We start from the raw sequence: 21,850 nt of genomic DNA on the forward strand, positions 1-21,850 counted from the left end.
CCCGTTCCCACGGGCCTCCGAACCCGCCGGTGATTCCCCAGTGTCTGGAGACACCCTGATACGTGCTCTGCCCCGTCGCACCCCGCTCGCCGCTCCCTCCGCAGTGATGATGTTCGCGCTGGTCGCCTGCGGCGGTTCCGACTCCGGATCCGACACTGGCGCCCTGGAGCGCATCATCGACAATCTCCTCGCCAACGCCCTCCCGGACCTTGCCTCCGGCACCGGCACCGGCCTCGACGCGCGTATCCGACTGCGCCCCGCCACCACGCGCCCGCTCGGCCCGCACGACGTCCGCGCAGCCCGCGTGCTCGGCCGCAAGTCGGTATGGAGCCGGGCTCACCGCCACCGGTTTCAGTGATCCGCGAGGGCCGCGGTCAGGAGGGCGCTGGTGTGGTCGGACTCCGGGAGCAGCGTCGCGGTGATCTCGTCGTTGGTGTGGCCGGCCAGGGTCAGTTCCTGGATGCGCCGGAACAGCAGGCGGTCGGCTCCGGCGATCAGGGCGGCGGCCGCCCGGGGTGCGATGGCGCCGGCAGGGGCGGTGGCGGGGGTGTCGATCGCCAGTGCCGTGGCGAGTGCTTCCTCGCGCTGGTCGTGCAGTTCGCGCAGTCGGGCGGTGAGGGTGGGGCTGTCGGCGACCATGCGGGCGAACGTGAGGCCGGTGAAGCCGATGACGGGATCGTGGTCCAGCAGGGCGGTGCGGCGGGCTCGTGACAGGGCGGCGAGCGGCGTCTCGTCGGGCCGGCGGTCGGTGACGGCCAGGGCGAGGCCCTGGGTGAACGCCTCGTGGTGGTCGAGGGCCAGGTCTTCCTTGCGGGGGAAGTAGTTGGTGACGGTCTTCTTGGCGACGCGGGCCGCGGCGGCGATCTCGGCGATGGTGGTCCGCTCGAAGCCCTGCTCGATGAAGAGCTTGGTGGCGCAGTCGGAGATCAGCTGTCTGGTCTCCTGCTTCTTGGACTCGCGGAGCCCCGGCTCGGTACCCATGAGCGGAATCTTACCCCTGACGTAAAAATTCCCTTGCCCGTTCTTGATCCTCGGCTTAAAGTTACGTCGGTAGTAAAGATAGCCTCATGGAATGGAACCTCGGCTTGAACGTCACCGCTTCCACCCTGTCCCTCACCGTCGCCGACGTGGACGCCTCCCGCGACTTCCTCTGCGCCCACCTCGGGTACCAGCAGGCCATGGCCGCCGACGGCTTCGTCTCCCTCACCCGCGACGACGCCGCCACCGATATCGTGCTGCTCCGCCAGGGCATCGAGGTGCTTCCGCCCGAGCAGCGTGACCGCCGGGCAGCCGGCCTGATCCTCGCCCTCACCGTCACCGACCTCGAGACCCAGGAGCGGCGCCTGCGAGAAGCAGGCGCACCCATCACCATGCCGCTGCGCGAAGAACCCTGGGGCGAGCGGCTGTTCCAGCTGACCGACCCGAACGGCATCGTCATCCAACTCGTGGAGTGGACCACCCCCAGCACCGAAAACCCCGCCACATAGGGCGCGTGGGCCGGCGTACGATGCCGGCACCGTGGATCACCGGATCATCTTCGCCGTGAGGGCGATCCGAGGTACCCACGACCGGGGGGGGGAACCGAGATGCCGACACTGAAGACAGCCGTACGCCCCCGGCTGACCATGCCCGCCGTCCTGGGCGCCGCCGTCTACGCCATGGTGGTGGCGTTCCTCAACCTCCTCACCGGCGTCTACACCTGGCTGGCCTTCGCCCGCCCCAGGATGTTTCCGTTCGACAACATCGTCTTCGGCTACATCGCCTGCCTCCTGGCCGCCCTCACCGCTCTGCTGACGGTGTTTCCGGTTGCCAAGCGGTGGTTGGGCATCTGGTTCCTCGGCCCGCCCGCGGTGCTCTTCCTCGTAGCGCTCGGGCGCCTCGTGTACATCTTCGCCAACCGGACGTAGTCCCCCGCTCAACGGCTAGGCCCCGCAGGGGGTCAGGGGGCCGGCGGGGCCAAGTAGTCGCCGTGTTCCAGGTCTTCGAGCAGTGTGGGGTGAGTCGGCGACCAGCCGAGCAGTTCCTGCGTGTAAGCGCTGGAGACGGGCGCGTCGAAGCCGTAGACGGTGGCCATGAACGGGCTCGGGAAGTGCACGGCGGCCTCGTCCGGCGTCAGCGAGACCGTGGGCAGGTCGAGGCCGGTGGCGATCGTCTCCGCGATGCTCTTCAGGGTGACGCCGCCTTCGGCCACCCCGTGCAGCACGCTGCCCGCAGGAGCCTTCTCCAGCGCGAGGCGGAAGAGGACCGCCGCGTCGAGCCGATGTACCGCGGGCCACCGGTTGCCGCCGTCTCCGATGTAGGCCGACACGCCGGTCTTCCGTGCGGTGGCGACGAGCATGCCGATGAAGCCGTAGTCCCCGGGGCCGTGGACGGTGGGAGCGAGCCGGACCACGCTCGCGCGTACTCCCCGGGCGGCGAAGTCCAGGCAGGCCCGCTCGCCCGCGATGCGGAAGGCGGCGATCCCGGCCGTGTCGGGCTCGTCCTGCTCGGTGCCCTCCCGGCCGACGGGCATGACCAGCGTGCCCGAGGTGCTGACGAACGGCTTGCCCGAGTGTTCCAGCGCTTGGCCGAGCGCCTCGATCGCGGTCCGGTCGCGCCTCATCATGTCGTCGGGGTCGGCGAAGTCGCCGCCGAAGGCCATGTGCAGGACGCCGTCGGCGGCTTCGGCCCCGCTGCGCAGGCGGTCGAGGTCTTCCAGGTGGCCGCGGTGCGGTGTGGCGCCCAGCGACTCCAGCCGAGCGGCGGCGGCATCGGAGCGCGCCAGACCGGTGACGGTGTGGCCGGCCGCGACGAGTTCCGCGACGACGGCGGGGCCGGTCAGGCCGGAACCACCGGTGACAAAGACATGCATGAGCTACTCCCCTGTTGAACGCCAGTGACTGGCACTTCCGTAGCGCCAGTCACTGACACTACGGTAGCGCCAGTGACTGGCGCAACGGGGCTCATCGGGCGCCGGACATTGCGGTAGCCTCGGGGCGTGCCACGGAGCGGAGCAGAAGCGCGCCGCCGCCTTCAGCAGGCGGCTCTGGAGCTGTACCGGGAACGCGGGTTCGACCAGACCACCACGGCTGAGATCGCCGCCCGGGCCGGCGTCAACGAGCGCACGTTCTTCCGGCACTTCCCGGACAAGCGCGAGGTGCTCTTCGACGGCGAAGCCGACCTGCGTGCCGCGCTGATCGAGGCGGTCGCCGAAGCGCCCGATGACCTGCAACCGGTCGAGATACTGCTCTGGGCCTTCCGGAAGGTCGAACGGATCCTTGAGGACAATCGGCCGTTCGCCGAGCCACGAATGGAAGTCATCGCCGCGACACCGGCGCTCCGCGAACGCGACTCGGCCAAGGCCGCGTCGCTCACCGACGCCGTGGCCGAGGCGCTGCGGCAGCGCGATGTAGCCGACCGGCTGGCCCGCCTGGCCGCGCAGACCGGCTGGGCCGCCTTCCATCAAGCGGCCCAAGCCTGGATCGACGACCCCGCGCAGCAGAGCTTGGACGCGCATCTCCTCCAGGCCTTCGACGACCTGCGCACCCTCTACGCGGCCGACCTACTGACGAAGGCTCCGGCGCTTCACGAGCCGTAGTACAGCCGGAGGAACTCCTCCATCGCCGCGTCGACGCCGACGCGGTCGCCGGTGGCGAGCAGGTCGAGCAGCAGACCGCGCACGGTGGCGAGGCCCAGCCTCGCGCGGTTACGGGCCGCGGTGGGGTCCGCCCCCGCGGCGATCTCGGCGGCCACGAGCGGTTCCAGCCAATCCGTCACAAGCCCTTCGAGGACCGGGACGGCCTCGGGGCGGCCCCGCAGCGCTTGCCCGCAGATCTCGAAGAAGAGCCGCTCCTGACCGGCCAGCCGAGGGTCCGTCAGCTGCTGCCACAGGAGCCGCGCGGCATCCGCGGGCGACAGACCGGGATCCGTACGGAGCCGGGACAGCAGATCACGCTGGCGTCGCTCCGACGTCCGGACGACCTCGACGAGCAGCTGTTCCTTGGAACCGAAGTAGTGGATCAGCATGCGGTGACTGACACCTATCGCGGCGCCCAGGCGGCGCAGGCTCAACTCCGCGATGCCGTGTGCCGCGACATGGTCGACGGCCGCGTCCACCAGTTGTGCGCGCCGGTCCCCGTCCGTGACGTGAACGGCCTTGGGTTCGGGCCCGGTTGCGGGATCGGAGTCGTCCGTATTCGACACGTCACGAGTGTACCAATTGGTACATGCCGTGTGTACCGTGTGGTACATGAGGTCTGTCACCGTGTCCATCGATGTCCCGTACACGCCCGAGCGGGTCTACGACTTCCTCGACGTCATGGCTCACCACGAGCGGTTCACGAACCACTATCTGACGGACTGGCGCTACAGCGGCCCCGGCAGGGGCATAGGGTCGTGCGCCACGGTCACCGCCACGCTGGGCGGCACGAAGACCGACGTCACCATCGAGGTCGTCGAGGCCGACGCGCCGCGACGCATCGTCGAACGGAACGTCAGCGCGGCCGGCCGACGTCTGGCCCACGGCACCTACACCATCGAACCGCTGCGAACCGGCGGGAGCCACCTCTCGTTCACGTACGCCTGGGTGCGCACCCCTCTCGCCGACCGCCTGCTGGCGCCCATCGCCCGGGCCACCCTACGGCGCGCCAACCGCACCGTCATGCGGCGCCTGGCCGCCGAGTTGGCTCGCCACGAGTCCGCTGCCGGAACCTGACACAGACAGCTGTCGTGCCGCCTGCCGGCTTCACCGTCAGTGGCCCAGGGCACGCCACTCGGGGGCGAGGACCGCCCAGAGCTGCTTGTCGTAGCGCACTCCCTCGTACGGCCATGCCTCGCGTCGCACGCCCTCCAGTGTCATACCGAGTCGCTCGGCCACCGCCGAGCTGCGTTCGTTGTCGGCGCGGCAGTGCCACTCGGCCCGGTGCAGTCCCCGGGACGTGAACGCCCAGTCCAGCAGCGCGCCGCACGCCTGCGTGACCAGGCCGTGGCCCTCGGCGGACGGCTCCAGCCAGCAACCGACCTCGCACAGACCGAAAGCGGCCTGGAAGTCGGTGAACATCACCCCGCCGACCAACACGCCGTCCCGCCAGATGCCGTACAGGCGGGCGCCGTCGCCGGCCTGGCGTTCGGCATACCGCTCGAGCGTGGCCCGCGCTCCGTCGACGTCGTCGGTGACGAACGTGGGCCCGACCCACGGACGGATGTGTTCGCGAGCCCGATCCATGTGGCCGGCGAACTCCTCGGCATGCCAGACCTCCAGCGGACCGAGGTGAGCACCGTCGCGCAGCGGCAGCGAGAACATGTGGGCCTCCCCATTTACATAACAAGCGTTACGGCAATGTACCGTGGCAGCATGCCACGCACCAAGGGAGATCACGAGGCCCGCCGACGCGACGTCTCGGAGGCGGTCTGGCAGGTCATGGCCACCCGCGGTTTCGCAGGCCTGACACTGCGCGCCGTCGCCGCCGAACTCGGCGCCACCACCGGCCTGCTCACGCACTACTTCCCGACCAAACGCGCCTTGCTGGAGCACGCCCTCGACCTGCTCGAACAGCGCACCGTCGCCAGGCCGCGCCGGGACACGGGCACAGGCCTGGCCGCCCTGAGGGACGCGTTGCTGGACATCCTGCCGCTGACCCCCGTGGCCACCGACAGCAACCGGATCTGGGTCTCCTCCTGGGACGCCGCGCTCTCCGACCCCGCCCTGAGCGCCGACTACGCCCGCAAGTACGCCCAAGGACGTGACAGGCTGAGCGAGCGGGTGGCCGCGGCCCAGGAGCTCGGCGAACTGCCCCCCGGCGATCCCGCGCACATCGCGGTCGGCGCCCAGTCCTTCGTTCTCGGCCTGGTGGTTCAGGCCCTGTTCGACCCGGCGGCCTTTCCGCCGGAGCGCCAGGTCGAGCTCCTGGACGAGTACCTCTCCGCCCTGACCGCCCGCACGTGACCGCTGCCGCGAGCGCCCCTGTCCCACCACCGCCCGCGCCGGAACCGGCCCGCCACGTCACCAGCGCAACGCGGTGAAGTCGACGGGTCGGGGTGAGAGTTCTCCGGTGCGGGCGGCCAGGTCGTCCATCCGGCGGGCGAACTCCTCGGCAGGCAGCTGTCTGCGGTCGCCGTGGCCCGGCAGCAGCCATTCGAAGCGCACCCGCGGTGCCGTACGGGCCAGCGACGCGGCCAGTTCGGTGATGGAGTACCAGGTGACGGACTCGGCGACGGCGACGTCGCCGTCGGTCCGGGACCAGTAGAAGCTGTCACCGCTGAAGCAGTACGTCTCGTCGGCGAGATACAGCACGCTTCCCTCGGTGTGTCCGGGCAGCGGGTGCGCTGTCACGCCGTCGGCGATCTCGATCGGCTCGGTGCCCCGGAGAATGCCGTCGGCGTCCGGCGCGGCGGCGAGGTCTCCCTCGTGGATCCACAGGCGGGCGCCGAATCGGTCTGCGTACGCGCGGCCGTGCGCGGCATGGTCGCGATGGGTGAGCAGCACGTCGGTGATCGGGCCGAGGGCGGCGTATTTCGTCGCCAGGGCGGCACTCCAGCGCGGTGTGTCGATCATCATCAGGTTTCCGGCCGGCCGGCGCAGCAGATAGGAGTTGGCGCCGGCGGTGTGCGGCGAGTTGTGCCCGCACAGGTGCACGTGCTCGGCAAGGCGTAGCGGAAAGGGATCGAGTGCCGGACGGGGGCCGCGCGCGCCGTGCCGGACCGATCGGGTGTGGCACGCGAATGCGGCGGCGTTGATCGTCCTCTCCTCCTCGTCGGTGCGCGGCTGGCGTATGACCTCGGAGCGGCCGCCGACTTCGGCGATCAGGCCCGGCGCGAGCTGCCGGGCGACGTCGCAGTTGGTGCAGCGGCCATCGACGCGCCAAGTGGTGTCGGCCGAGTGCTCGTTCATCGTGCGATCCCTCCGGGTGGGTCGATGACGATGGGCGCCCAATTGATTATCACTCACCGCCAGAAAAACCAATCGCGGAATCTTGTTGACCTTTCCGGAAATCACTGCTCTCAGATATCTTTCCGCGCGCGGTCGATAATTCTCTTTTTCAGGCACGTTCCGGCTGGGAGGCACCGCGCTTCTGGAGAAGACCGAAGCCGGCCCCCAGTGAGACGACTCCCATGCCGACCGCGGCCATGATTCCCTGCGTGCCGTCGACGGCGAGGGCACAGAACGCGGCGACGGTTCCGTTGAGGAGAAAGAGGAACCACAGCACGGGCCGCGAGGCGAGGAACGAGATGGGTTCCTTCCGCGCGATCCGGGAGCCCGCCAGGAGTGAGAGGGCGATTCCGCCGTAGGTGGCCAGATTCTTCGTGCCGCCGTCGAAAACGGCGCCGGAGGCCACGCACGACGCGAGACCGGCCAGGAACACGAGCCAGAGAATGACCGACGCGAATGCGGACTTCATGAGGGGCTGCCTTCCAGGTGGGATACCGAAAACGTTGGTTCAACACTCCCGTCGTCCAGTCACGTCTTCGAGGGCGCACCCTCCCCGATCGGTGGTGCAGCCCGCTGCACCACCGTCGTGCACCCCGCTCCCCCGAAGCCCGGTGTCCGGGCACTTAGCGTGGGCGGTATGTGGAAAGCGATGCGGCAGGCCTGGCGGGCCACGGCCCACCTGGTGCCGGCCGCGGCCCTGGCGTTCGGGCTGTGCTGAAGGACCGCGTGGGGCGGGTCGACGAGTTCCTCGACGCGCTGGAGCGGGTCGCCGCGGGCGGCACGGCTCTCGACCCCGAGGTCGTGACGGAGTTGCTCACCCGTCGCCGCGACACACCGGTCGACACCCTCACCCCGCGCGAGCGCGAGGTGCTGAAACTGATGGCGGAGGGCCACGACAACACCACCATCGCCGAAACGCTCGTCATCACCGAGCGCTCCGTCAGCAAGCACATCGGCAACGTCTTCCTCAAGCTCGGCCTGCCGCCTTCCGACAGCGGCCACCGCCGGGTGCTCGCCGTACTCGCCTACCTCGACAACTCGCGCGCCGCACGCGGTTGACGCGCCGCCACGGCCCCGAGAATCACGGCCTGGGTCCGGCGCTCACCAGTCCGGACCGGTAGGCGATCACCACCAGCTGCGCACGGTCCCGGGCATCCAGTTTGGACATGGCCCGCTGGATGTGGCTGCGCACCGTCAGTGGGCTGAGTACGAGAATCTCGGCGATCTCGGCGTTGGACCTCCCGTGGGCGGCCAGGGCCATGACCTCGCGTTCGCGCTGGGTGAGGGCGGCGAGACCGTCCACGGGGACGGGTGTGCTGTCCGGGTCGGGAGCGGCGAGGAAACGGGTGATCAGCGCGCGGGTGGCCGTGGGTGACAGCAGTGCGTCGCCGGCGGCCACCGTGTGGATCCCCGCGAGGAGCGCTTCGGCGCTGACGTCCTTGCCGAGGAAGCCGCTCGCGCCGGCCCGCAGCGCCTGGGCGACGTACTCGTCGTTCTCGAAGGTCGTCAGGATGAGCACCCGGACGTCCGACAGCGCGGGGTCCGCGCAGATCTCGGCGGTCGCGGCCAGACCGTCGGTGCCCGGCATGCGGATGTCCATCAGGACGACGTCCGGGTGATGGGCGCGGGTGCGGTCGATCGCCTCACGGCCGTCGGCGGCCTCGTCGACGACGGTCATGTCCGGGGTCGAGTCGATGAGGATGCGGAAGGTGGCCCGGAGCAGGGCCTGGTCGTCGGCGAGGAGGACGCGAATCGTCATGGCGTGGGGTCTTCTGGTGAGTCGGTACGGTCCAGGGGCAGTACACAGGTGACGTCGAACCCGCCGTCGGGGCGGGGCCCCGCGGTGAGGGTGCCGTCGAGCGAGTGAGCGCGTTCCCGCATGCCGATGAGGCCGAAGCCGTTGGCGGACGCGGGGGCCGCCGCGACGGCGGGGCCGTCGTTGCTGACCCTGAGCGTCAGCCGGTCCGGAGCGTGGGTCAGGCGCACGTGCGCGGTCCGCGTGTCGGCGTGCTTCGTGACGTTGGTGAGCGCCTCCTGAAGGATGCGGAAGGCGGTCAGGTCGGTGCTCGGGGGAAGCTTGTGCGGGGTGCCCTGCACCGTGACGTCGACGTGGAGTCCGGCCGAGGCCAGGGCGTCCGTCAGTTCCCGGCGCCGAAGCCGCGGGAGAGGTCGTCGTAGGCGCGGCGCTCCGTGGTGGACGTGGGCTTGGACTCTGCGCCCGGCATACCCAGGCGCAGATCCGTCATCGGCACCGCCAGGGTGACGAGGCCGGCCACTCCGGCGAGCAGGATGGTGACGGGCCGGCGCAGCACGAACCGCGCCCAGCGGCTCCCCCCGTTGTCCCCGCGGGTCTCGGCCCGCACGCCCTTCTTGCGGGTCCGGCGGGAGAGGACCGCGCCCGGCCAGAACCCCAGGAGGGCCGGGATGAGGGTCAGCGCGATCAGGACCGCGACGACGACCGCGCCCGCGGCGCACAGGCCCATCTTCGTCAGCACCGGAACGCCGATCACCGACAGGCCCGCCAGAGCGATGACCACCGTGAGACCGGCGAACACGACAGCCGATCCCGCGGTGCCGGCGGCGAGGCCCGCCGCTTCCTGCGGGGCGTGTCCCTCGGCCCGTTCCTCGCGGTAGCGCGAGACGACGAACAGGGCGTAGTCGATGCCGACCGCGAGGCCGAGCATGGACGCCAGCGTCCCGGAGGTCACCGAGAGGCTGAAGGTACTGGCGAGCGCCGTGATGGCGGCCATGCTGATGCCCACTCCGGCGATGGCCGTGAGCAGGGGAAGCCCGGCGGCCGCCAGTGATCCGAAGGTCATCACCAGGACCACGGCGGCGACGGCCATGCCGATCACCTCGGAGGCGCCGCCCGCGGCCGGCTGGGTGGTCAGCGCGGTGCCGCCCACCTCGACCGTCATACCGCTCCTGCGCGCCTCGTCGACGGCGTGCCGCAGTGCCGTCTTGCCGGCGTCCGTTAGCTCGCCGGCCGTCACCTCGTAGGTGACGGTCGCGTACGCCATGGACGCGTCCTTGCTCACTGCGGCGGCCCGGAACGGGCTCACCGCACCGGCCACCTGCGGCCCCTCCCCCGCCTCGGTCACGAACTCGTCGATGACCCGGCGGTTGTCCGCCGCCGTCACCTTCTCCCCGTGGGGCGCGACGAAGACGATCCGGGCATCGGCCGCGTTGCCGTTCGTCCCGGGAAAGCGCTGCCGCATCAGGTCGAAGGCCTTCTGCGCCTCGATCCCCGGCATGAAGGACGTGCCGTCGTCGTCGGCGGAGGGGGCCGCGACGGCGCCCGCACCGACAGCGACGAGCACCGCCGCCCAGACGAAGAGAACGGACCAGCGCCGCCGGAAGGCGGTACGGCCCACTCGGTAGAGGAGGGTAGCCACGAGTCAGGAATCTCCACATCGGAATCGGGTACCGCTCCAGGCTGATCGATCGCCGTCCCGAAGTCGTCGTGCACCCATACGCAGTTGCGCCTGGTGTCAGAGCACTAGAGGGGCTGCCGTTTCCTCATCCTCAGGTATGACATGGCCTCCAGGAGTCAGGCTCCCTGCCAGCCGTCGTGGTGCAGGACCTGCTCCAGCGGCAGCCGCGGTCCCGGCCCGAATGTGCCGCGCAGCGGGTACGCCGTCGGCAGCAGTGCGCCCTGGCGGACGGTGGGCGGCAGGCCCAGCAGGTCGGCGACCTCCTGTTCGCGGTCGAGGTGGACCGCCGTCCAGGCGGTGGCCAGACCGCGGCTGCGGGCGGCGAGGGCGTAGCTCCAGGCCGCCGGCAGCAAGGACGCCCACAGACCCGCCTGGTTCCCCGCCGGCAGCCGTCCGTCGCCCAGTTCGAGGCAGGGGATGACCAGGACGGGCACCCGGTGCAGCTGGTCGGCCAGCGCGCGGGCGGCGGTGAGCACGGAGCGTGTCGCCCCGGGGAGCTCCGCCGGGCGGTCCAGCGCGGCGGCGTTGCGGTCGTGGAACGCGCGGCGGTACACGTCGGCGACGTCCGCGCGGATACGCGGGTCGGTGAGCAGGATCCAGCGCCAGTTCTGCCGGTTGTTGCCGTTGGGGGCCTGGAGGGCGATGCGCAGGCAGTCCTTGACGAGTTCCGGGTCCACCGCCCGGTCCAGGTCCAGGCCCCGCCGCACGCACCGTGTGGTCGTCAGCAAGTCGTCGGAGGCCAGGGAGAGTTCATCGGTCACCGCAGCAGCACCGCCCTGAGGACGAGCGAGAGGTACGTGGCCACGACGAAGCCCGTCGCGGCGGGCAACGGCCAGGCGCCGCGGCCGGTGAACAGGAACCGTCGGGTGCCCCAGGCGGGCAGAGCCGCCGCCAGGCAGGGCAGCAGTCCGAGCGGGCCGTCCCGCGCGAACAACAGCACCTGACAGCCGACCGCCCCGGCCGCGAAACCCGCGGTGACCGCAGCACCGCGGCGCGGGCCGAGGTCGGCCGAGTACAGGCGGGCTCCCGGCGGCGCCTCCCAGGAGGTCTTGCGGGCGAACTCGAAGTGCAGGAAGACGCACGCGGACAGAGCGAGCAGCGCAGCGCCGCGCCAGTCGGCCGTGGCGCTCCCGGCGGCGACGAGGGACCCGTACACGTAGACCCCGAGCAGCACCTGTACCGGGTAGGTGACGGCCAGGTTGAGCAGTTGCCGGTCGCGTACCGCGGGCGACAGCCGTTCCAGGGCGGTGAGCAGCAGCCCGTAACCGAGGGCCGCGAGGAGCAGCAGGGCGGCCGTGGCGGAGCAGGCGGTGTTCAGAGCCGTCACCGCCACGGTGATCGCCACCATCGCGCCGCGCAGTTCGGCCACGGTGATCGCGCCGGTGACGAGCGGCCGGTCCGGGTGGTGCACGCGGTCGTACGCGAGGTCCTTCCGCTCGTCGAGCATCCGCAGGAACAGCAGCGCGAGTACGACGCTCACGACCCGCACCCAGGTCGCGCCGGACGGCTGCCAGGCCGTGCCGGTCGCGGCCACCGCCGAGCTCTCCAGGGCGAGGACCCACAGCAGTCCGTAGGTGACGTAGATGTGCGGCCGGAACCTCAGCAGCACGAAGCGGCACAGTCTGGCGGGTGCGGCCCGGGTCATACGGCTCCGTGCGCCGCCGGGACGGCGAGGGCACCCGGGAGGCCGGCCGGGTCCGCGTCCGCCAACCTGATCCGGGCCTCTGCGACGACGACGCCGCCCTGGTGCAGGGTGCAGTCGATCTCGGCGCCGGGCCGGACGGGAGCGGTACGGCACTGAAGGGGCAGGTCCATCTCGGCGAAGCAGTTGAATCGCGCCGCCAGGGCGACCGGCAGCGCCGCGGGTGTGCGGACGGTACCGGCGTCGACGGCCGCCGTCAGGGCGAGTTGGCGGAACGCTTCCAGTTCCAGCATGCCGGGCACGTGGTCGACCCAGTGGTCGTACAGGGTCGGGTGGGTGGTCTCGGCGATCAGGCGGGCGGTGCGGGTGCCGTCGGCGGCCGTGCGCGGCGGTGAGATGACCGTGTTGGCCGGGTCGCGCCGGCCGACGAGCGCGGGGTCGACGCGTGGTCCGGACAGGGCGACGGGAACGTCGGGCAGGCAGAGCCCGCCACGCTGTCCGGCCCGCAGGCGCGTCCAGGCCCGCGGGGGCATCCAGGAGTAGTCGATGCGGGCCAGCAGAGCCGTGTGCGCGCCGATGGCCAGGGTGAAGCGCAGCCGCAGGCCGGTCAGTGCGGCCCGGTGGCGGAACCGGTGTTCGACACGGGCGGTGATGACGGCCTCGGTGGGACGGTCGCCGCGGATGGGCTCTGCCTGGTCCGGCACCTCGAACTCGACCGAGCGCAACAGGAACTTGTGCCCCAGGGGGACGTCGAGGTAGCGGTGGGCGACCACGAAGATGCCCTGTCGGCACGCCTCCAGCAGCAACAGCGGGTCGTGGTGGGCGCGCGGGCCGAAGGTGTCGTGGTAGAAGGCGTGGCGGCGGGGAAGCTGCGCGGCCAGCAGTATCTCGTCCTCGCCGCGGCGCTCCGCGTCGGTCAGGAAGACCTCGGCGACCGCGGCGCGGTGCACCAGCTCCCTGGTGAGTGTCCGGGTGAACTGCATGGAACGCTCCTCACCTCGGTGTGCCGCGGACGGTGTCCAGGTGGCGGCGCCAGCTGTCGGCGTCGGCCCCGTCGAGCACCGGGGTCCGGCCGGGCTGCCGCATGGGGAGGACCTTGGAGCCGACGATGACGGTGTCCCACGGGTCGAGGTCGATCCCGTGTTCCCAGGCGGTCTCCAGCAGCAGCCGCGGACCGGCCGTCGGGGCGGTGGTGGCGCCGTGCCGGGCAAGGGCGTCACGCAGCCGTTCGACGGCCGGCTCGAAGTCGAGGCTCCGGGGCTTGGTGGCGGCGTACAGCCGGCCGGTCAGCTCCAGGGCCTCGGCGGTGCGGTCCTCTCCGGCGAGGGCGGAACGGAAGAGGCGTTCGCGTGCGGTGTCGTCGAAGTGCACGGCCAGCTCCCGCAGGACGTCGGCGGGTTCGTCGGGGGTGTGCACCAGGTTCAGCAGGTAGCTGTAGCGACCGAGGAGGTGGCGCAGCTGGCCCGGCCGCCGGGCGTCGGGGTCGGTGGGCCCCTTGAGCCGGGTGAGCTCGACCGAGGCGGGAACGTCGAGGTCGTGCGCGGGGCGGACGAGCAGCACGAGGGCGTCGGCGTCCTCCAGGAAGAGGGCGGCGAGCCTCCTGCGGTGGGGGGTGGCCAGGTTCCACTGGAAGTACCACAGGGAGCGGATCATGGTGCGGGTCAGCCGGGTGACCGCCGCCGCGACGATCCTGAAGCCTCTTGCGCTCAGCCAGTCCACGGCCGCTTCCAGCCTGCGGGCCACCACGGCATCCGGCTTCAGCAGCAGCGCGGCGTGCCGGTGGGCGAAGCCGGTGACGTCGTCCGTGAGGGCGGCCAGTTGTCCGTGACCCTCCTGGAAGTAGGTGTCCGCACCGTACAGGCGTCGCTTGGCGGCATGGCAGGTCATGAGCGGGGACACGGGTATGCCGTGCGGGGGTTCGGCGAGCCGCGCGAGGGTCATCGGTGGGTGCTCCCGTCGTACAGGGCGGCGGCCGGCTCCTCGCGCGGGGCCGGGCCGAGATAGCCGGTGGTGAGGCAGTGGTCGAGGAGGCGGCGCAGGTAGGGCCGGCCGCGCGCGGGTGCCGGACGGCGGCTGAAGGCCGCGGCCTGCGTGTCGTCGAAGTGGACGCGGCGGCGGAAGTAGGTGTCGTGGAGGGAGATGACGCGGTCGTAGTAGGGGCGTTCGCGGTCGGGCAGGGCCGAGGCGGAGAACGCGGACGGCGGCACGAACCTCGGTACCTGGAGGGACGGGTACTCGGCGAGGACGTCGGAGAAGTCCCGCAGGGTCAGCTCGTGACCGACGGCGTGCAGCGTGCGGCCCCCGGCGTCCTGGAAGCGGGTGGCGGCCTCGGTCACCAGATCGGCGACGCGGTCGACCGGGACCAGGTCCAGGACGGCGTCGTAGTGGCCCGGCACGGTGCGCACCAGGCCCCTGGTCAGGACCCGGAGCACGGGGTAGATGGTCTTGAATTCGCGGACGCGGCCGGTACGGGTGGCGCCGGTGACGATGCTCGGGCGCACGACGGCCACGGGCAGGCCGTCCCGCGCGGCCTCGCGGACCATGGTCTCGGCGGTGAGCTTGCTCTTCTCGTAGCAGTTGCCCGGGCGTTGGCCGACGTCGAGTTCGTCCTCGCGGGCGATGCCGTCGCGTTCCCCGCACACGTACGCCGTACTGACGTGGACCAGCGGGATGTGACAGGCGAGGGCGAGGTCCAGGACGTTCCGGGTGCCGGTGACGTTGACGTGCTCGTACCGTTCGTCGGGCAGTCCGAAGTCGGTGACGGCGGCGCAGTGCACGATGCGGTCGGCGAGGGCGGCGAGTCTGCGGTCGTCGTCGGTCAGTCCGAGACCGGGGCGGGTGACGTCGCCGGCGATCCGGGTGAGGGTGCCCCGGCCGGGGGTGAGTTTTCTGCCGTTGTTGCGGACGAGTTCGCTGTTGCGGTGCAGCAGTGTCAGCACGGTGTGGCCCGCGGCGCTGAGCCGGGCGGTCGTCTCGGCGCCCAGGAATCCGCTGGCGCCGGTCACCAGCACCGTCATCGGGTCGGACATGGGTGGCTCCGGGGTGGCGGGTCGGCGGGGTGCTGTCACGTGGCCTGGTGGGGCTGGGCCCCGTTGCCGGCCAGCAGGTCGCGGGCTTCCTCGATGGGCAGTTGCGCGTCGAGGTGGGCGCCGATGCGCAGCCAGTCGTGGCCGACCTGGAGGGTGGCCCGCCAGGTGTCCGCGGAGTCGAAGGAGAGCGGGAAGGAACCGGCGCCCACGGTGTCTCGGACCTGGCCGATGTAGGCGCGCAGGTCCGCGAGCAGGGTGTCGCCGTGCTGTGTCGAGTCGACCGTGCGGCGCAGCAGTTCGCCGGCGCGCGCTCCGATCGGCCCGGTGGCGGGCGGCAGCAGGTCGAGGCGGCGTACGAGGTCGGGGTCGGGGGGCAGCGGATGGACCCCGTGGGCGCTGAACAGCCCGCGCAGAGCGGCGTGCACGGCGCGACGCGCGGTGAGTTCGGCGACGCGCCACTGGCCGCGTCGCAGGGCGCCGGTCAGATCCTCGACGGCGTTCTCGACGACCACGTTGGACCACACCAGGGCCATGGCCGCGGCGGCGAACCGGTCGGCGGGCAGCGGCATGAGGTCGACGGCGCCGGGTCCGCCGACGGCCGCACCGCGCACCGACAGCAGCGGCTGTGCGGTGGAGGGCGGTGGGGTGACGGGTCCGGGTGGGGCGGCGAGCGGCAGCGAGGGGGTGACGGTGCCGCCGCCCTTCCAGACGAGGCGGACCAGCCCGTAGCGCAGGAATGTGGCCAGCGGCGGACCGGGGTCGGCGACGCCGGTGGCCGCGGCCGCGGCCAGCACCCGGGGCAGCGGCCGGCCCAGCACGAGGGAGCGCCAGACGGCGCCGGCGTCCTCGCCGAGGGCGAACACCTCGCGCCGCCCGCGGATGACGTGGACGCGGTCGCCGGTCTGCCAGGTGGTCACCCCGGCCACGCGCTCGACGGTGAGCCGCTCGGCCCGCCGGGGGACGCCGGTGAGACCGACCTCCTCGGCGAAGGCGAGGCAGGCGGTCAGGTGGGCGTGGGCGGCCTCGGCGTCGCCGGGAGCGGGGTCGGCGGCCGTCAGCTGCCAGTAGCGGTCGCGTACGTCCGCCCGGCCGGCCCGGTCCAGTTGCAGGGACAGCCACTTGGGTTCGAGGTAGGTCTCGCCCAGGCCGGCCGCCCAGGACTTGACGGTCTGGACGAGCCCGGCGCGGGTCCAGTCGACCGCCTCGTCGCTCTCGCCGAGGCACAGCAGCGCCATCGCGTGCCGCAGGGACTGCCGGGCCCGGTGTGCCCACCAGTCGGCGGTGATCCGGCGGAACCGCTCGACGGGCAGCAGGGCCTTCACCTCCTCGATCAGGGCGTGGCCGCGCAGCGGGTGGCTGTGCAGCAGCCGCTGGCAGCGGTTGAGGAGGTCCTCGGAGAGCCGGCCGGGCCGTGCGGCCCCCTCCTCCACCGCGCGTAACCTGTCGGCGAGTTGGCGCACCGACTGGGTGCGGATCTCCACCCGTCGGCCGTCCACGAAGAGCAGCGACGGCATGACCGGCAGGTCGTCCTCGTGGCGGGCGACGAGCAGGAAGTCGATGTCGGAGGAGGGATTGCCGAATCCCTCCGCGATGGAGCCTTCGAGGGTGACGGCCCACTCGGTGCCGTGCGGCAGTTCGGCGAGGGACTTGTCGAGAAGATCCTGAAGTCGGTCCTCGGTGAGGATCACGGGTGTGTCTCCGTTCCGGGGGTGTGCCGGGCGGCGGCCGGGCCCTCGTCGGGCGGGTCGGCGAGTACGGTGACCGTCCCGGCGGTGCCGTCTACGCGCAGCCGGGTCCCGCTGCGGATCTCGGTGGTGACGTCCTTGACCTGGACCACGGTCGGGATGCCCAGTTCTCGTGCCACGACGGCGACATGGGTGAGCGGGCTGCCGCGTTCGATGACGAGGGCCGCGGCGGAGGGCAGCGCGGTGACCCAGCCGGGGTCGGTGCGGTAGGTGACCAGGATGCCGCCGCTGATGTCGTGCGGGTTGTCGGTGACCACGGCGGGGCCTTCGACGACGCCGGGGCAGCAGGGGGTGCCGCGCAGCTCGCGGGCTCCGCTGGGCGTGGCCGGACCGTTCGTCCAGCCGGCCCGCTCCAGGTTGCCCGACCAGTACGGGGCGCCGCGGGTGGTGAAGCGGGACGGGGCGTGCAGTGCGGTGTCGGCGGCCAGTTGTGCGCGGCGCAGTGTGACCAGGTCCCGCAGTTCGGTGTGCGTGATCATGCCTTCGTAGGCGCCTGTGATCTCTTCCAGGCGCAGCATGAAGATGTCGTCGCGGGCGTCGAGGGCACCGGCCCGTGCCAGGTCGAGGCCCAGGGCGCGCAGCATGCGTCTGGCCGCCCCGAAGGCGCGGGTGCGGCAGAACCTCAGCCGTTCCCGGTCGGCGAGGGCCGCCCTGGCCTTGCTCCGCACCCGCTCGTACAGCAGTCGGCGCGGGCCGCGCAGGTGCTCGTCGAGGTAGGCGTCGGCCTCGTCACCGCGGTCCGGCTCGCCGGCGCCCACGCCGGCCGGCAGCGCGTCGCGCAGCAGGGTGAACAGACCTGCCGGGTTCTCGTGCAGGTCGGGGACCTCGAGCTTGAGTTCGTCGGGGCTGCGGTAGCCGTAGTCGGCGATGTAGGCGTCGACCGCGGCCAGGAAGCGGGTGTGGCCGGCAGCGCGGAGCGTCTCGTAGGCCTCGGGGTCGGGGGTGCGTTCCAGCAGTCGCAGGACCTCGGCGTCGGAGCGTGCCCTGGCTGCCAGTTCGCGCAGCGCCCACACCGGTTCCACGGACTCCACGGCGCCGCCGGGTGCGGCCGCGGCCCAGGTGAACCACTCCGGTGCGGCCGGGAGCCATCTGCGGGTGAGCAGGGCCAGCAGTCCCAGGGAGAGCAGGACCGTCGCGTCCAGGACCTGCATCGGGCCCCATTTCTCGATGAGTTCACGCTGTAGCCGGCGAAAGCGGCGATAGGTTTCGTCACCGGGCAGCGCGTCGTAATCGACATTGTTGAAGATCGAGTACGCCCGGTAGAAATCCCTGTGGAAGGTCTCCACGGATTTCCGCGTGGTGAGGAATCTCCTGACGAAGACCGCAGTTCGGGCCAGGTGCGAGAGCCGTCCGCGCAGCCCGGATCGTGGCGTGAACGGATGGAGTGCGTCGGCGGTCTCGTCGGAGATGCTTTCCGAGACCCCGAGGCACTTCTCGAGAACGCGCCGGTTGAGCCGGTACAGCGGGGCCAGACGCACCATCCGGTACCAGTGGAAGAGGTTGTAGTAGACCCGCCCGTGGACATGGCCGAGCATGTGCGGGGTCCACTCCCGCACCTCGCGCAGTCGCTCGCCGCGGACGCCCAGGGCGCGGGCGTAACCGTCGTACACCTTGGCGTAGGTGTCGGCGGCGAAACTGTAGGTCAGCGGGGACACGACCCCGCTGAAGCTCTCGACGACGTTGGAGTTGTCCCAGACGCGCAGTTCGCCCTCGGGCTCCGGCGCGGGGGCGAGGGCGGTGACCGGGCGGCTCTGGAGGATCCACAGGGTGTCCTCGGCAATGGCCCACTCGATGTCCTGGGGCACGCCGTAGTGCGCGGCGACGCGGATGCCGGTCTCGTGCAACCGGGCCAGGTCGGCGGCGGTCAGGGACAGCGTGGCGCGGTCCTCGTCGGCGACGGCCGACACCTGGCAGCCGGGTCCGGGCCCGGCGTCGTAACGCTCCTGCTTGTCGCCGATCACCGTGTTCAGCGGCTCGCCGGTGGTGGCGTCCAGGACGATGGTGTCCGCGTCGACCGCGCCCGAGACCAGCCCCTCCCCCAGCCCGTGGACGGCGCTGACCACATGGCGGTCGGTACGGCCGGTCGTCGGATCGGCGGTGAACAGCACACCGCTGTGGTCGGCGGGCACCATGCGCTGCACGATCACGGCGACGCCACCGGGGTCGACGGGCAGCCGGTGCCGGGCCCGGTAGCGGAGGGAGCGCTCGGAGAATCCGGAGGCCCAGCAGCGGCGGACATGGGAGGTGACCTCGTCGAGGCCCCGGACGTTGAGGAAGGTGTCGAACTGACCGGCGAAGGAGTGCCGCGCACCGTCCTCCTCCGCGCCGGACGAGCGGACGGCGACCGAACCACCGCCGGCCTGCCGGTAGGCCAGGGCGATGGCCTCCGTCACGTGCTCGCCGAGGGGCGCGGACTCGATCAGACGGGCGATCTCGTCGGCGGCCCGCCGGGCATTCGACGGCAGGCCGTCGGCGAGCAGCCGTGCCAGGTGCTCGTCCAGTCCGCTGCCGCGGCAGAATTCCCCGAACACATTCAGGCCGAGGATCGACCAGCTCGGTATGTGAAAGCCGGACGTACTCAGGGTGTGGAGGTTCTTTCCTTTTCCACCGGCCCATTCGGTGATCTTGGATTTCTCACTGGCCGGTGTGAGGACGTGCAGGGACCGGTGTCCTGATCGCGCGCTGAGCGACAACTCGTTTCCTTTTCAAGTGCGTTACTCAACCGGTGTTGCTCGATCTCGCCCGAATGTTTCACAGTGCGGCCGGTCGAAACACCCTGCGGCCCGGCGGTGGGTCTTTTTCGGTCGTCGTGGTTTTTTCAATTACAACCGGACCACGCTCGGCTGGGGCGTCGACGTCACCACCCTCGACGGCGTGACCCGACGGCGCGACCCCAAAATGACTGCGTGACGCAGCGACCCCCTGCTATTCTTCTGCACGACGCAGTAAATGCGCCGCGCATCGACAGCATCGACAGCAGGATCCGAGGAGAACCATGCTCACCGTCGCCGTCACCGGAGCCACCGGAACCCAGGGCTGGGCCACCGCCCGTGCCTTGCTGGCAGCCGGTCACCGCGTGCGCGCCCTCACCCGCCGTCCCGATTCACCCGCCGCCGACGCCCTGCGCGCCCTCGGTGCCGACGTGCGCCGCGCCGACTTCGACGACCGCCCCTCCCTGGAGGCCGCCCTGACCGGAGCGGACTCCCTCTTCGCGGTCACCACCCCGTTCGGCACCGACACCGCCACCGAAGTCCGGCACGGAAGGGCACTCGTCGACACCGCGGCGGATGTCCGCCTGGAGCACATCGTGTTCACCTCCGCCGCCCACGCCGACCGGGCCACCGGCGTCCCGCACTACGAGAGCAAGCACCTGATCGAGCAGCACCTGCGTGCGGCCGGGGTGCCCTGGACGGTGATCGCCCCGGCGGCGTTCATGGAGAACTACACCGGCGGCTGGACCCTCGACGGGCTGCGCGAAGGCACCTTCGTCTGGCCCATGCCCGGCGACCGGCCGCTCACCCTCATCCCCGCCTCCGACATCGGCGCGTTCGCCGCGCTCGCCCTCCAACGCCGTGACGAGTTCACCGGCCGCCGCATCGACATCGCCTCCGACGCGCGCACCCCCGGGCAGATGGCGGAGATCCTCACGGCCGCCATGGGCCGCCCGGTCACCCACAAAGAGGTGCCCCTGACGTACGTCCGGACCCGATCGGCTGATCTGGCGGCCATGTTCGAGTACTTCACAACCGTCGGCCTCGACGTCGATGTCGCCGGGCTGCGACGTGACTACCCCGAAGTCGGCTGGCACAGCTTCACCGACTGGGCCGTCGCCCAGGACTGGGCCGGCCTCCTTTGAAGGCCACGCGCCGCCGGTCGTACGGCGCGTGGCCGATCTCGTCCGACGAGGGCCGTCAGGCCGTCTCACCAGGAGTGGGCGACGTCCACCACGAGCTTGTCGGACAGCTGGGTCACCTTGAACGGCAGGCGGGCGCGCACACCCAGGCCGACCTGGCTCTGGCCCTCGAAGCTGGCGCCGAACTTGGCGTCCCGGAAGGTCCTGTAGCCGGTCAGGTCAACACCGGGGAGCGGCTGCTTGCCCTTGCCGGGGTAGGTCTGCTGGTGGTGCTCCATGTCGTACGAGGCCGCGGAGACACGGATCTCCAGGATCGCGCCGCCGGACACCGGGATCGGGTCCCCGCTGCCGTCCTGGTAGAAGGCATCCACGTACTGGACGGTGTAGCCGAGCCGGCTGGTGCTGCCGGCGGGGATGTCGAAGACGATGCGGTCGTAGCAGTCGTGGCTGCCTGTCCTGATGTTCGTCAGCAACGCGGGTGCGTCCTCCGTCGCCGACTTCGGCTGACTGCCCCAGCCGGTCTGGCAGGCGGCGGCCGTGCCGGCGCTCTGGGCCGCGAACGCGGTCGGAGCTGTCACGGCCAGGGACAGGCCCACCATCGCGGTCGCGGCGAGTAACGCTCCGCGCGATACCTTGCGCATGTTTCCTCCAAGCGGGAGTTGGTGATCGGATCGGCTCCTCTTCAGACGCCGACGACAGGGTCTTGGTTGTACTCGGGGAAAGCCGGCGAACCGGTAGGTTGGCCTCATGTCCTCGGTACTGGTTGTCGGTTACGACCCGCTGGCGATACCCGGCGTAGACGGGGCGGCCCTCCGCGCGGCCCTGGACGCGGAGTTGGCCCGGTTCGGCGAGCACGGCATCGACGCGGCCATGACGCTGCTCGTCTTCGACGAATCGGCCGAGTCCACGCTCATCGCGTCATTGACCGAGCGTGCGTGGGACGTGATCGTCATCGGCGGCGGGATCCGCAAGACGGAGCAGTTGCTCCCCGAGGCTGCTATATCGCGTCAAGCTGCTTGAGGAAGATCGTCAGGATTCGCTCCGATGCCGCGACTGGGGTGTTCGAGCATCTTGAAGAGCTGTCGGCAGATTGCGCGCTTCAGGCACCGCTGGGCGTCCCGAGAGGTCTTGCCCTCGGCGACTCTGCGGGCGACGTACGTCTTCGTGGCCGCGTCCAGCCGCATCCGGATCAGCGTGATCGTGTGTAAGGCCCGGTTGAGCTGCCGGTCGCCACTGCGGT

The 21,850-nt window shown here is 71.2% G+C and carries 23 protein-coding genes and 4 pseudogenes; 9 read left to right on the forward strand and 18 right to left on the reverse strand.

The features are described 5' to 3' along the window. Positions 1 to 40: 40 nt before the first annotated feature. Positions 41 to 358: a hypothetical protein gene (locus ACFY01_RS24775; RefSeq protein ID WP_390737901.1), complete on the forward strand. Its 318-nt coding sequence runs from the start codon at positions 41 to 43 to the stop codon at positions 356 to 358. Here the strand turns inward: ACFY01_RS24775 and ACFY01_RS24780 are convergent. Beyond that, positions 352 to 981, reverse strand: a complete 630-nt coding sequence (locus ACFY01_RS24780; protein ID WP_390737902.1) for a TetR/AcrR family transcriptional regulator — start codon at positions 979 to 981, stop codon at positions 352 to 354. The genes ACFY01_RS24775 and ACFY01_RS24780 overlap by 7 nt on opposite strands. 86 nt (positions 982 to 1,067) lie before the next feature. On the opposite strand from ACFY01_RS24780, the gene ACFY01_RS24785 reads away from it, so the two are divergent. After that, entirely contained in the window at positions 1,068 to 1,487 is a 420-nt protein-coding gene (locus ACFY01_RS24785) for a VOC family protein (RefSeq protein ID WP_390737903.1), read from the forward strand. Positions 1,488 to 1,586: 99 nt separating this feature from the next. Continuing rightward, the gene (locus tag ACFY01_RS24790; protein ID WP_390737904.1) at positions 1,587 to 1,907 is read left to right on the forward strand and encodes a hypothetical protein; all 321 of its coding nucleotides are present in this window, start codon (positions 1,587 to 1,589) and stop codon (positions 1,905 to 1,907) included. A gap of 32 nt (positions 1,908 to 1,939) precedes the next feature. On the opposite strand, the gene ACFY01_RS24795 is transcribed toward ACFY01_RS24790, so the two are convergent. Then, positions 1,940 to 2,851, reverse strand: a complete 912-nt coding sequence (locus ACFY01_RS24795; RefSeq protein WP_390737905.1) for an SDR family oxidoreductase — start codon at positions 2,849 to 2,851, stop codon at positions 1,940 to 1,942. Between the two features lie 126 nt (positions 2,852 to 2,977). On the opposite strand from ACFY01_RS24795, the gene ACFY01_RS24800 reads away from it, so the two are divergent. After that, entirely contained in the window at positions 2,978 to 3,577 is a 600-nt protein-coding gene (locus tag ACFY01_RS24800) for a TetR family transcriptional regulator (protein ID WP_390737906.1), read from the forward strand. On the opposite strand, the gene ACFY01_RS24805 is transcribed toward ACFY01_RS24800, so the two are convergent. After that, positions 3,565 to 4,182 (reverse strand): TetR/AcrR family transcriptional regulator, encoded by a 618-nt coding sequence (locus tag ACFY01_RS24805; protein ID WP_390737907.1) that lies wholly within the window; start codon positions 4,180 to 4,182, stop codon positions 3,565 to 3,567. The genes ACFY01_RS24800 and ACFY01_RS24805 overlap by 13 nt on opposite strands. Positions 4,183 to 4,228: 46 nt before the next feature. Between ACFY01_RS24805 and ACFY01_RS24810 the strand changes: the two genes are divergently transcribed. Further along, entirely contained in the window at positions 4,229 to 4,693 is a 465-nt protein-coding gene (locus ACFY01_RS24810) for an SRPBCC family protein (protein ID WP_390737908.1), read from the forward strand. Between the two features lie 36 nt (positions 4,694 to 4,729). On the opposite strand, the gene ACFY01_RS24815 is transcribed toward ACFY01_RS24810, so the two are convergent. Next, positions 4,730 to 5,281: a GNAT family N-acetyltransferase gene (locus ACFY01_RS24815; RefSeq protein WP_390737909.1), complete on the reverse strand. Its 552-nt coding sequence runs from the start codon at positions 5,279 to 5,281 to the stop codon at positions 4,730 to 4,732. 51 nt (positions 5,282 to 5,332) lie between these two features. Between ACFY01_RS24815 and ACFY01_RS24820 the strand changes: the two genes are divergently transcribed. Then, on the forward strand, positions 5,333 to 5,923 hold the full coding sequence (locus ACFY01_RS24820) for a TetR/AcrR family transcriptional regulator (RefSeq protein ID WP_390737910.1): 591 nt from the start codon (positions 5,333 to 5,335) through the stop codon (positions 5,921 to 5,923). A gap of 57 nt (positions 5,924 to 5,980) precedes the next feature. On the opposite strand, the gene ACFY01_RS24825 is transcribed toward ACFY01_RS24820, so the two are convergent. Continuing rightward, positions 5,981 to 6,868: an MBL fold metallo-hydrolase gene (locus ACFY01_RS24825; protein ID WP_390737911.1), complete on the reverse strand. Its 888-nt coding sequence runs from the start codon at positions 6,866 to 6,868 to the stop codon at positions 5,981 to 5,983. A 148-nt stretch (positions 6,869 to 7,016) separates the two neighbouring features. Beyond that, positions 7,017 to 7,376, reverse strand: a complete 360-nt coding sequence (locus ACFY01_RS24830) for a hypothetical protein (RefSeq protein WP_390737912.1) — start codon at positions 7,374 to 7,376, stop codon at positions 7,017 to 7,019. Between the two features lie 173 nt (positions 7,377 to 7,549). Here ACFY01_RS24830 and ACFY01_RS24835 point away from each other — a divergent pair. Beyond that, positions 7,550 to 7,966: pseudogene (locus tag ACFY01_RS24835) on the forward strand (LuxR C-terminal-related transcriptional regulator); the annotation flags it as partial. 22 nt (positions 7,967 to 7,988) lie between these two features. On the opposite strand, the gene ACFY01_RS24840 reads toward ACFY01_RS24835, so the two are convergent. From ACFY01_RS24840 to ACFY01_RS24885, 10 genes and pseudogenes are all read right to left on the reverse strand, one after another. After that, a complete protein-coding gene (locus ACFY01_RS24840) occupies positions 7,989 to 8,666 on the reverse strand; it encodes a response regulator (protein ID WP_390737913.1) in 678 nt (225 codons plus the stop codon). Next, positions 8,663 to 9,004 carry a sensor histidine kinase gene (locus tag ACFY01_RS24845; RefSeq protein ID WP_390737914.1) on the reverse strand — a complete coding sequence of 114 codons (342 nt, stop codon included), beginning with the start codon at positions 9,002 to 9,004 and terminating at the stop codon, positions 8,663 to 8,665. Before ACFY01_RS24845 ends, ACFY01_RS24840 begins: the two co-directional genes overlap by 4 nt. Before the next feature lie 47 nt (positions 9,005 to 9,051). Then, a pseudogene (locus ACFY01_RS24850) lies at positions 9,052 to 10,302 on the reverse strand (MMPL family transporter); the annotation flags it as partial. 155 nt (positions 10,303 to 10,457) lie between these two features. After that, entirely contained in the window at positions 10,458 to 11,102 is a 645-nt protein-coding gene (locus ACFY01_RS24855; protein ID WP_390737915.1) for a nitroreductase family protein, read from the reverse strand. Then, positions 11,099 to 11,986, reverse strand: a complete 888-nt coding sequence (locus ACFY01_RS24860; RefSeq protein WP_390737916.1) for a hypothetical protein — start codon at positions 11,984 to 11,986, stop codon at positions 11,099 to 11,101. Before ACFY01_RS24860 ends, ACFY01_RS24855 begins: the two co-directional genes overlap by 4 nt. Beyond that, positions 11,983 to 12,966 carry a ScbA/BarX family gamma-butyrolactone biosynthesis protein gene (locus ACFY01_RS24865; protein WP_390737917.1) on the reverse strand — a complete coding sequence of 328 codons (984 nt, stop codon included), beginning with the start codon at positions 12,964 to 12,966 and terminating at the stop codon, positions 11,983 to 11,985. The genes ACFY01_RS24860 and ACFY01_RS24865 overlap by 4 nt, the downstream gene beginning before the upstream one ends. 10 nt (positions 12,967 to 12,976) lie before the next feature. Beyond that, positions 12,977 to 13,924, reverse strand: a complete 948-nt coding sequence (locus ACFY01_RS24870; RefSeq protein WP_390737918.1) for a nucleoside-diphosphate kinase — start codon at positions 13,922 to 13,924, stop codon at positions 12,977 to 12,979. Then, positions 13,921 to 15,012, reverse strand: a complete 1,092-nt coding sequence (locus ACFY01_RS24875; protein ID WP_390737919.1) for an SDR family oxidoreductase — start codon at positions 15,010 to 15,012, stop codon at positions 13,921 to 13,923. The genes ACFY01_RS24870 and ACFY01_RS24875 overlap by 4 nt, the downstream gene beginning before the upstream one ends. Before the next feature lie 35 nt (positions 15,013 to 15,047). After that, positions 15,048 to 16,700: a hypothetical protein gene (locus ACFY01_RS24880; RefSeq protein ID WP_390737920.1), complete on the reverse strand. Its 1,653-nt coding sequence runs from the start codon at positions 16,698 to 16,700 to the stop codon at positions 15,048 to 15,050. Then, on the reverse strand, positions 16,697 to 19,450 hold the full coding sequence (locus ACFY01_RS24885; RefSeq protein ID WP_390737921.1) for a phosphoenolpyruvate synthase: 2,754 nt from the start codon (positions 19,448 to 19,450) through the stop codon (positions 16,697 to 16,699). The genes ACFY01_RS24880 and ACFY01_RS24885 overlap by 4 nt, the downstream gene beginning before the upstream one ends. A gap of 302 nt (positions 19,451 to 19,752) precedes the next feature. Here ACFY01_RS24885 and ACFY01_RS24890 point away from each other — a divergent pair, with 302 nt between their 5' ends. Further along, positions 19,753 to 20,613 (forward strand): NmrA/HSCARG family protein, encoded by an 861-nt coding sequence (locus ACFY01_RS24890; protein WP_390737922.1) that lies wholly within the window; start codon positions 19,753 to 19,755, stop codon positions 20,611 to 20,613. A 65-nt stretch (positions 20,614 to 20,678) separates the two neighbouring features. On the opposite strand, the gene ACFY01_RS24895 is transcribed toward ACFY01_RS24890, so the two are convergent. Further along, positions 20,679 to 21,251 (reverse strand): hypothetical protein, encoded by a 573-nt coding sequence (locus tag ACFY01_RS24895; RefSeq protein WP_390737923.1) that lies wholly within the window; start codon positions 21,249 to 21,251, stop codon positions 20,679 to 20,681. Between the two features lie 106 nt (positions 21,252 to 21,357). On the opposite strand from ACFY01_RS24895, the pseudogene ACFY01_RS24900 reads away from it, so the two are divergent. Further along, positions 21,358 to 21,600: pseudogene (locus ACFY01_RS24900) on the forward strand (hypothetical protein); the annotation flags it as partial. 17 nt (positions 21,601 to 21,617) lie between these two features. Here ACFY01_RS24900 and ACFY01_RS24905 read toward each other — a convergent pair. Next, a pseudogene (locus tag ACFY01_RS24905) lies at positions 21,618 to 21,850 on the reverse strand (IS110 family transposase); the annotation flags it as partial.

Origin of the sequence: Streptomyces sp. NPDC001480, assembly GCF_042894725.1 — a bacterium.
In the GTDB taxonomy this organism is placed as follows: Bacteria; Actinomycetota; Actinomycetes; order Streptomycetales; family Streptomycetaceae; genus Streptomyces.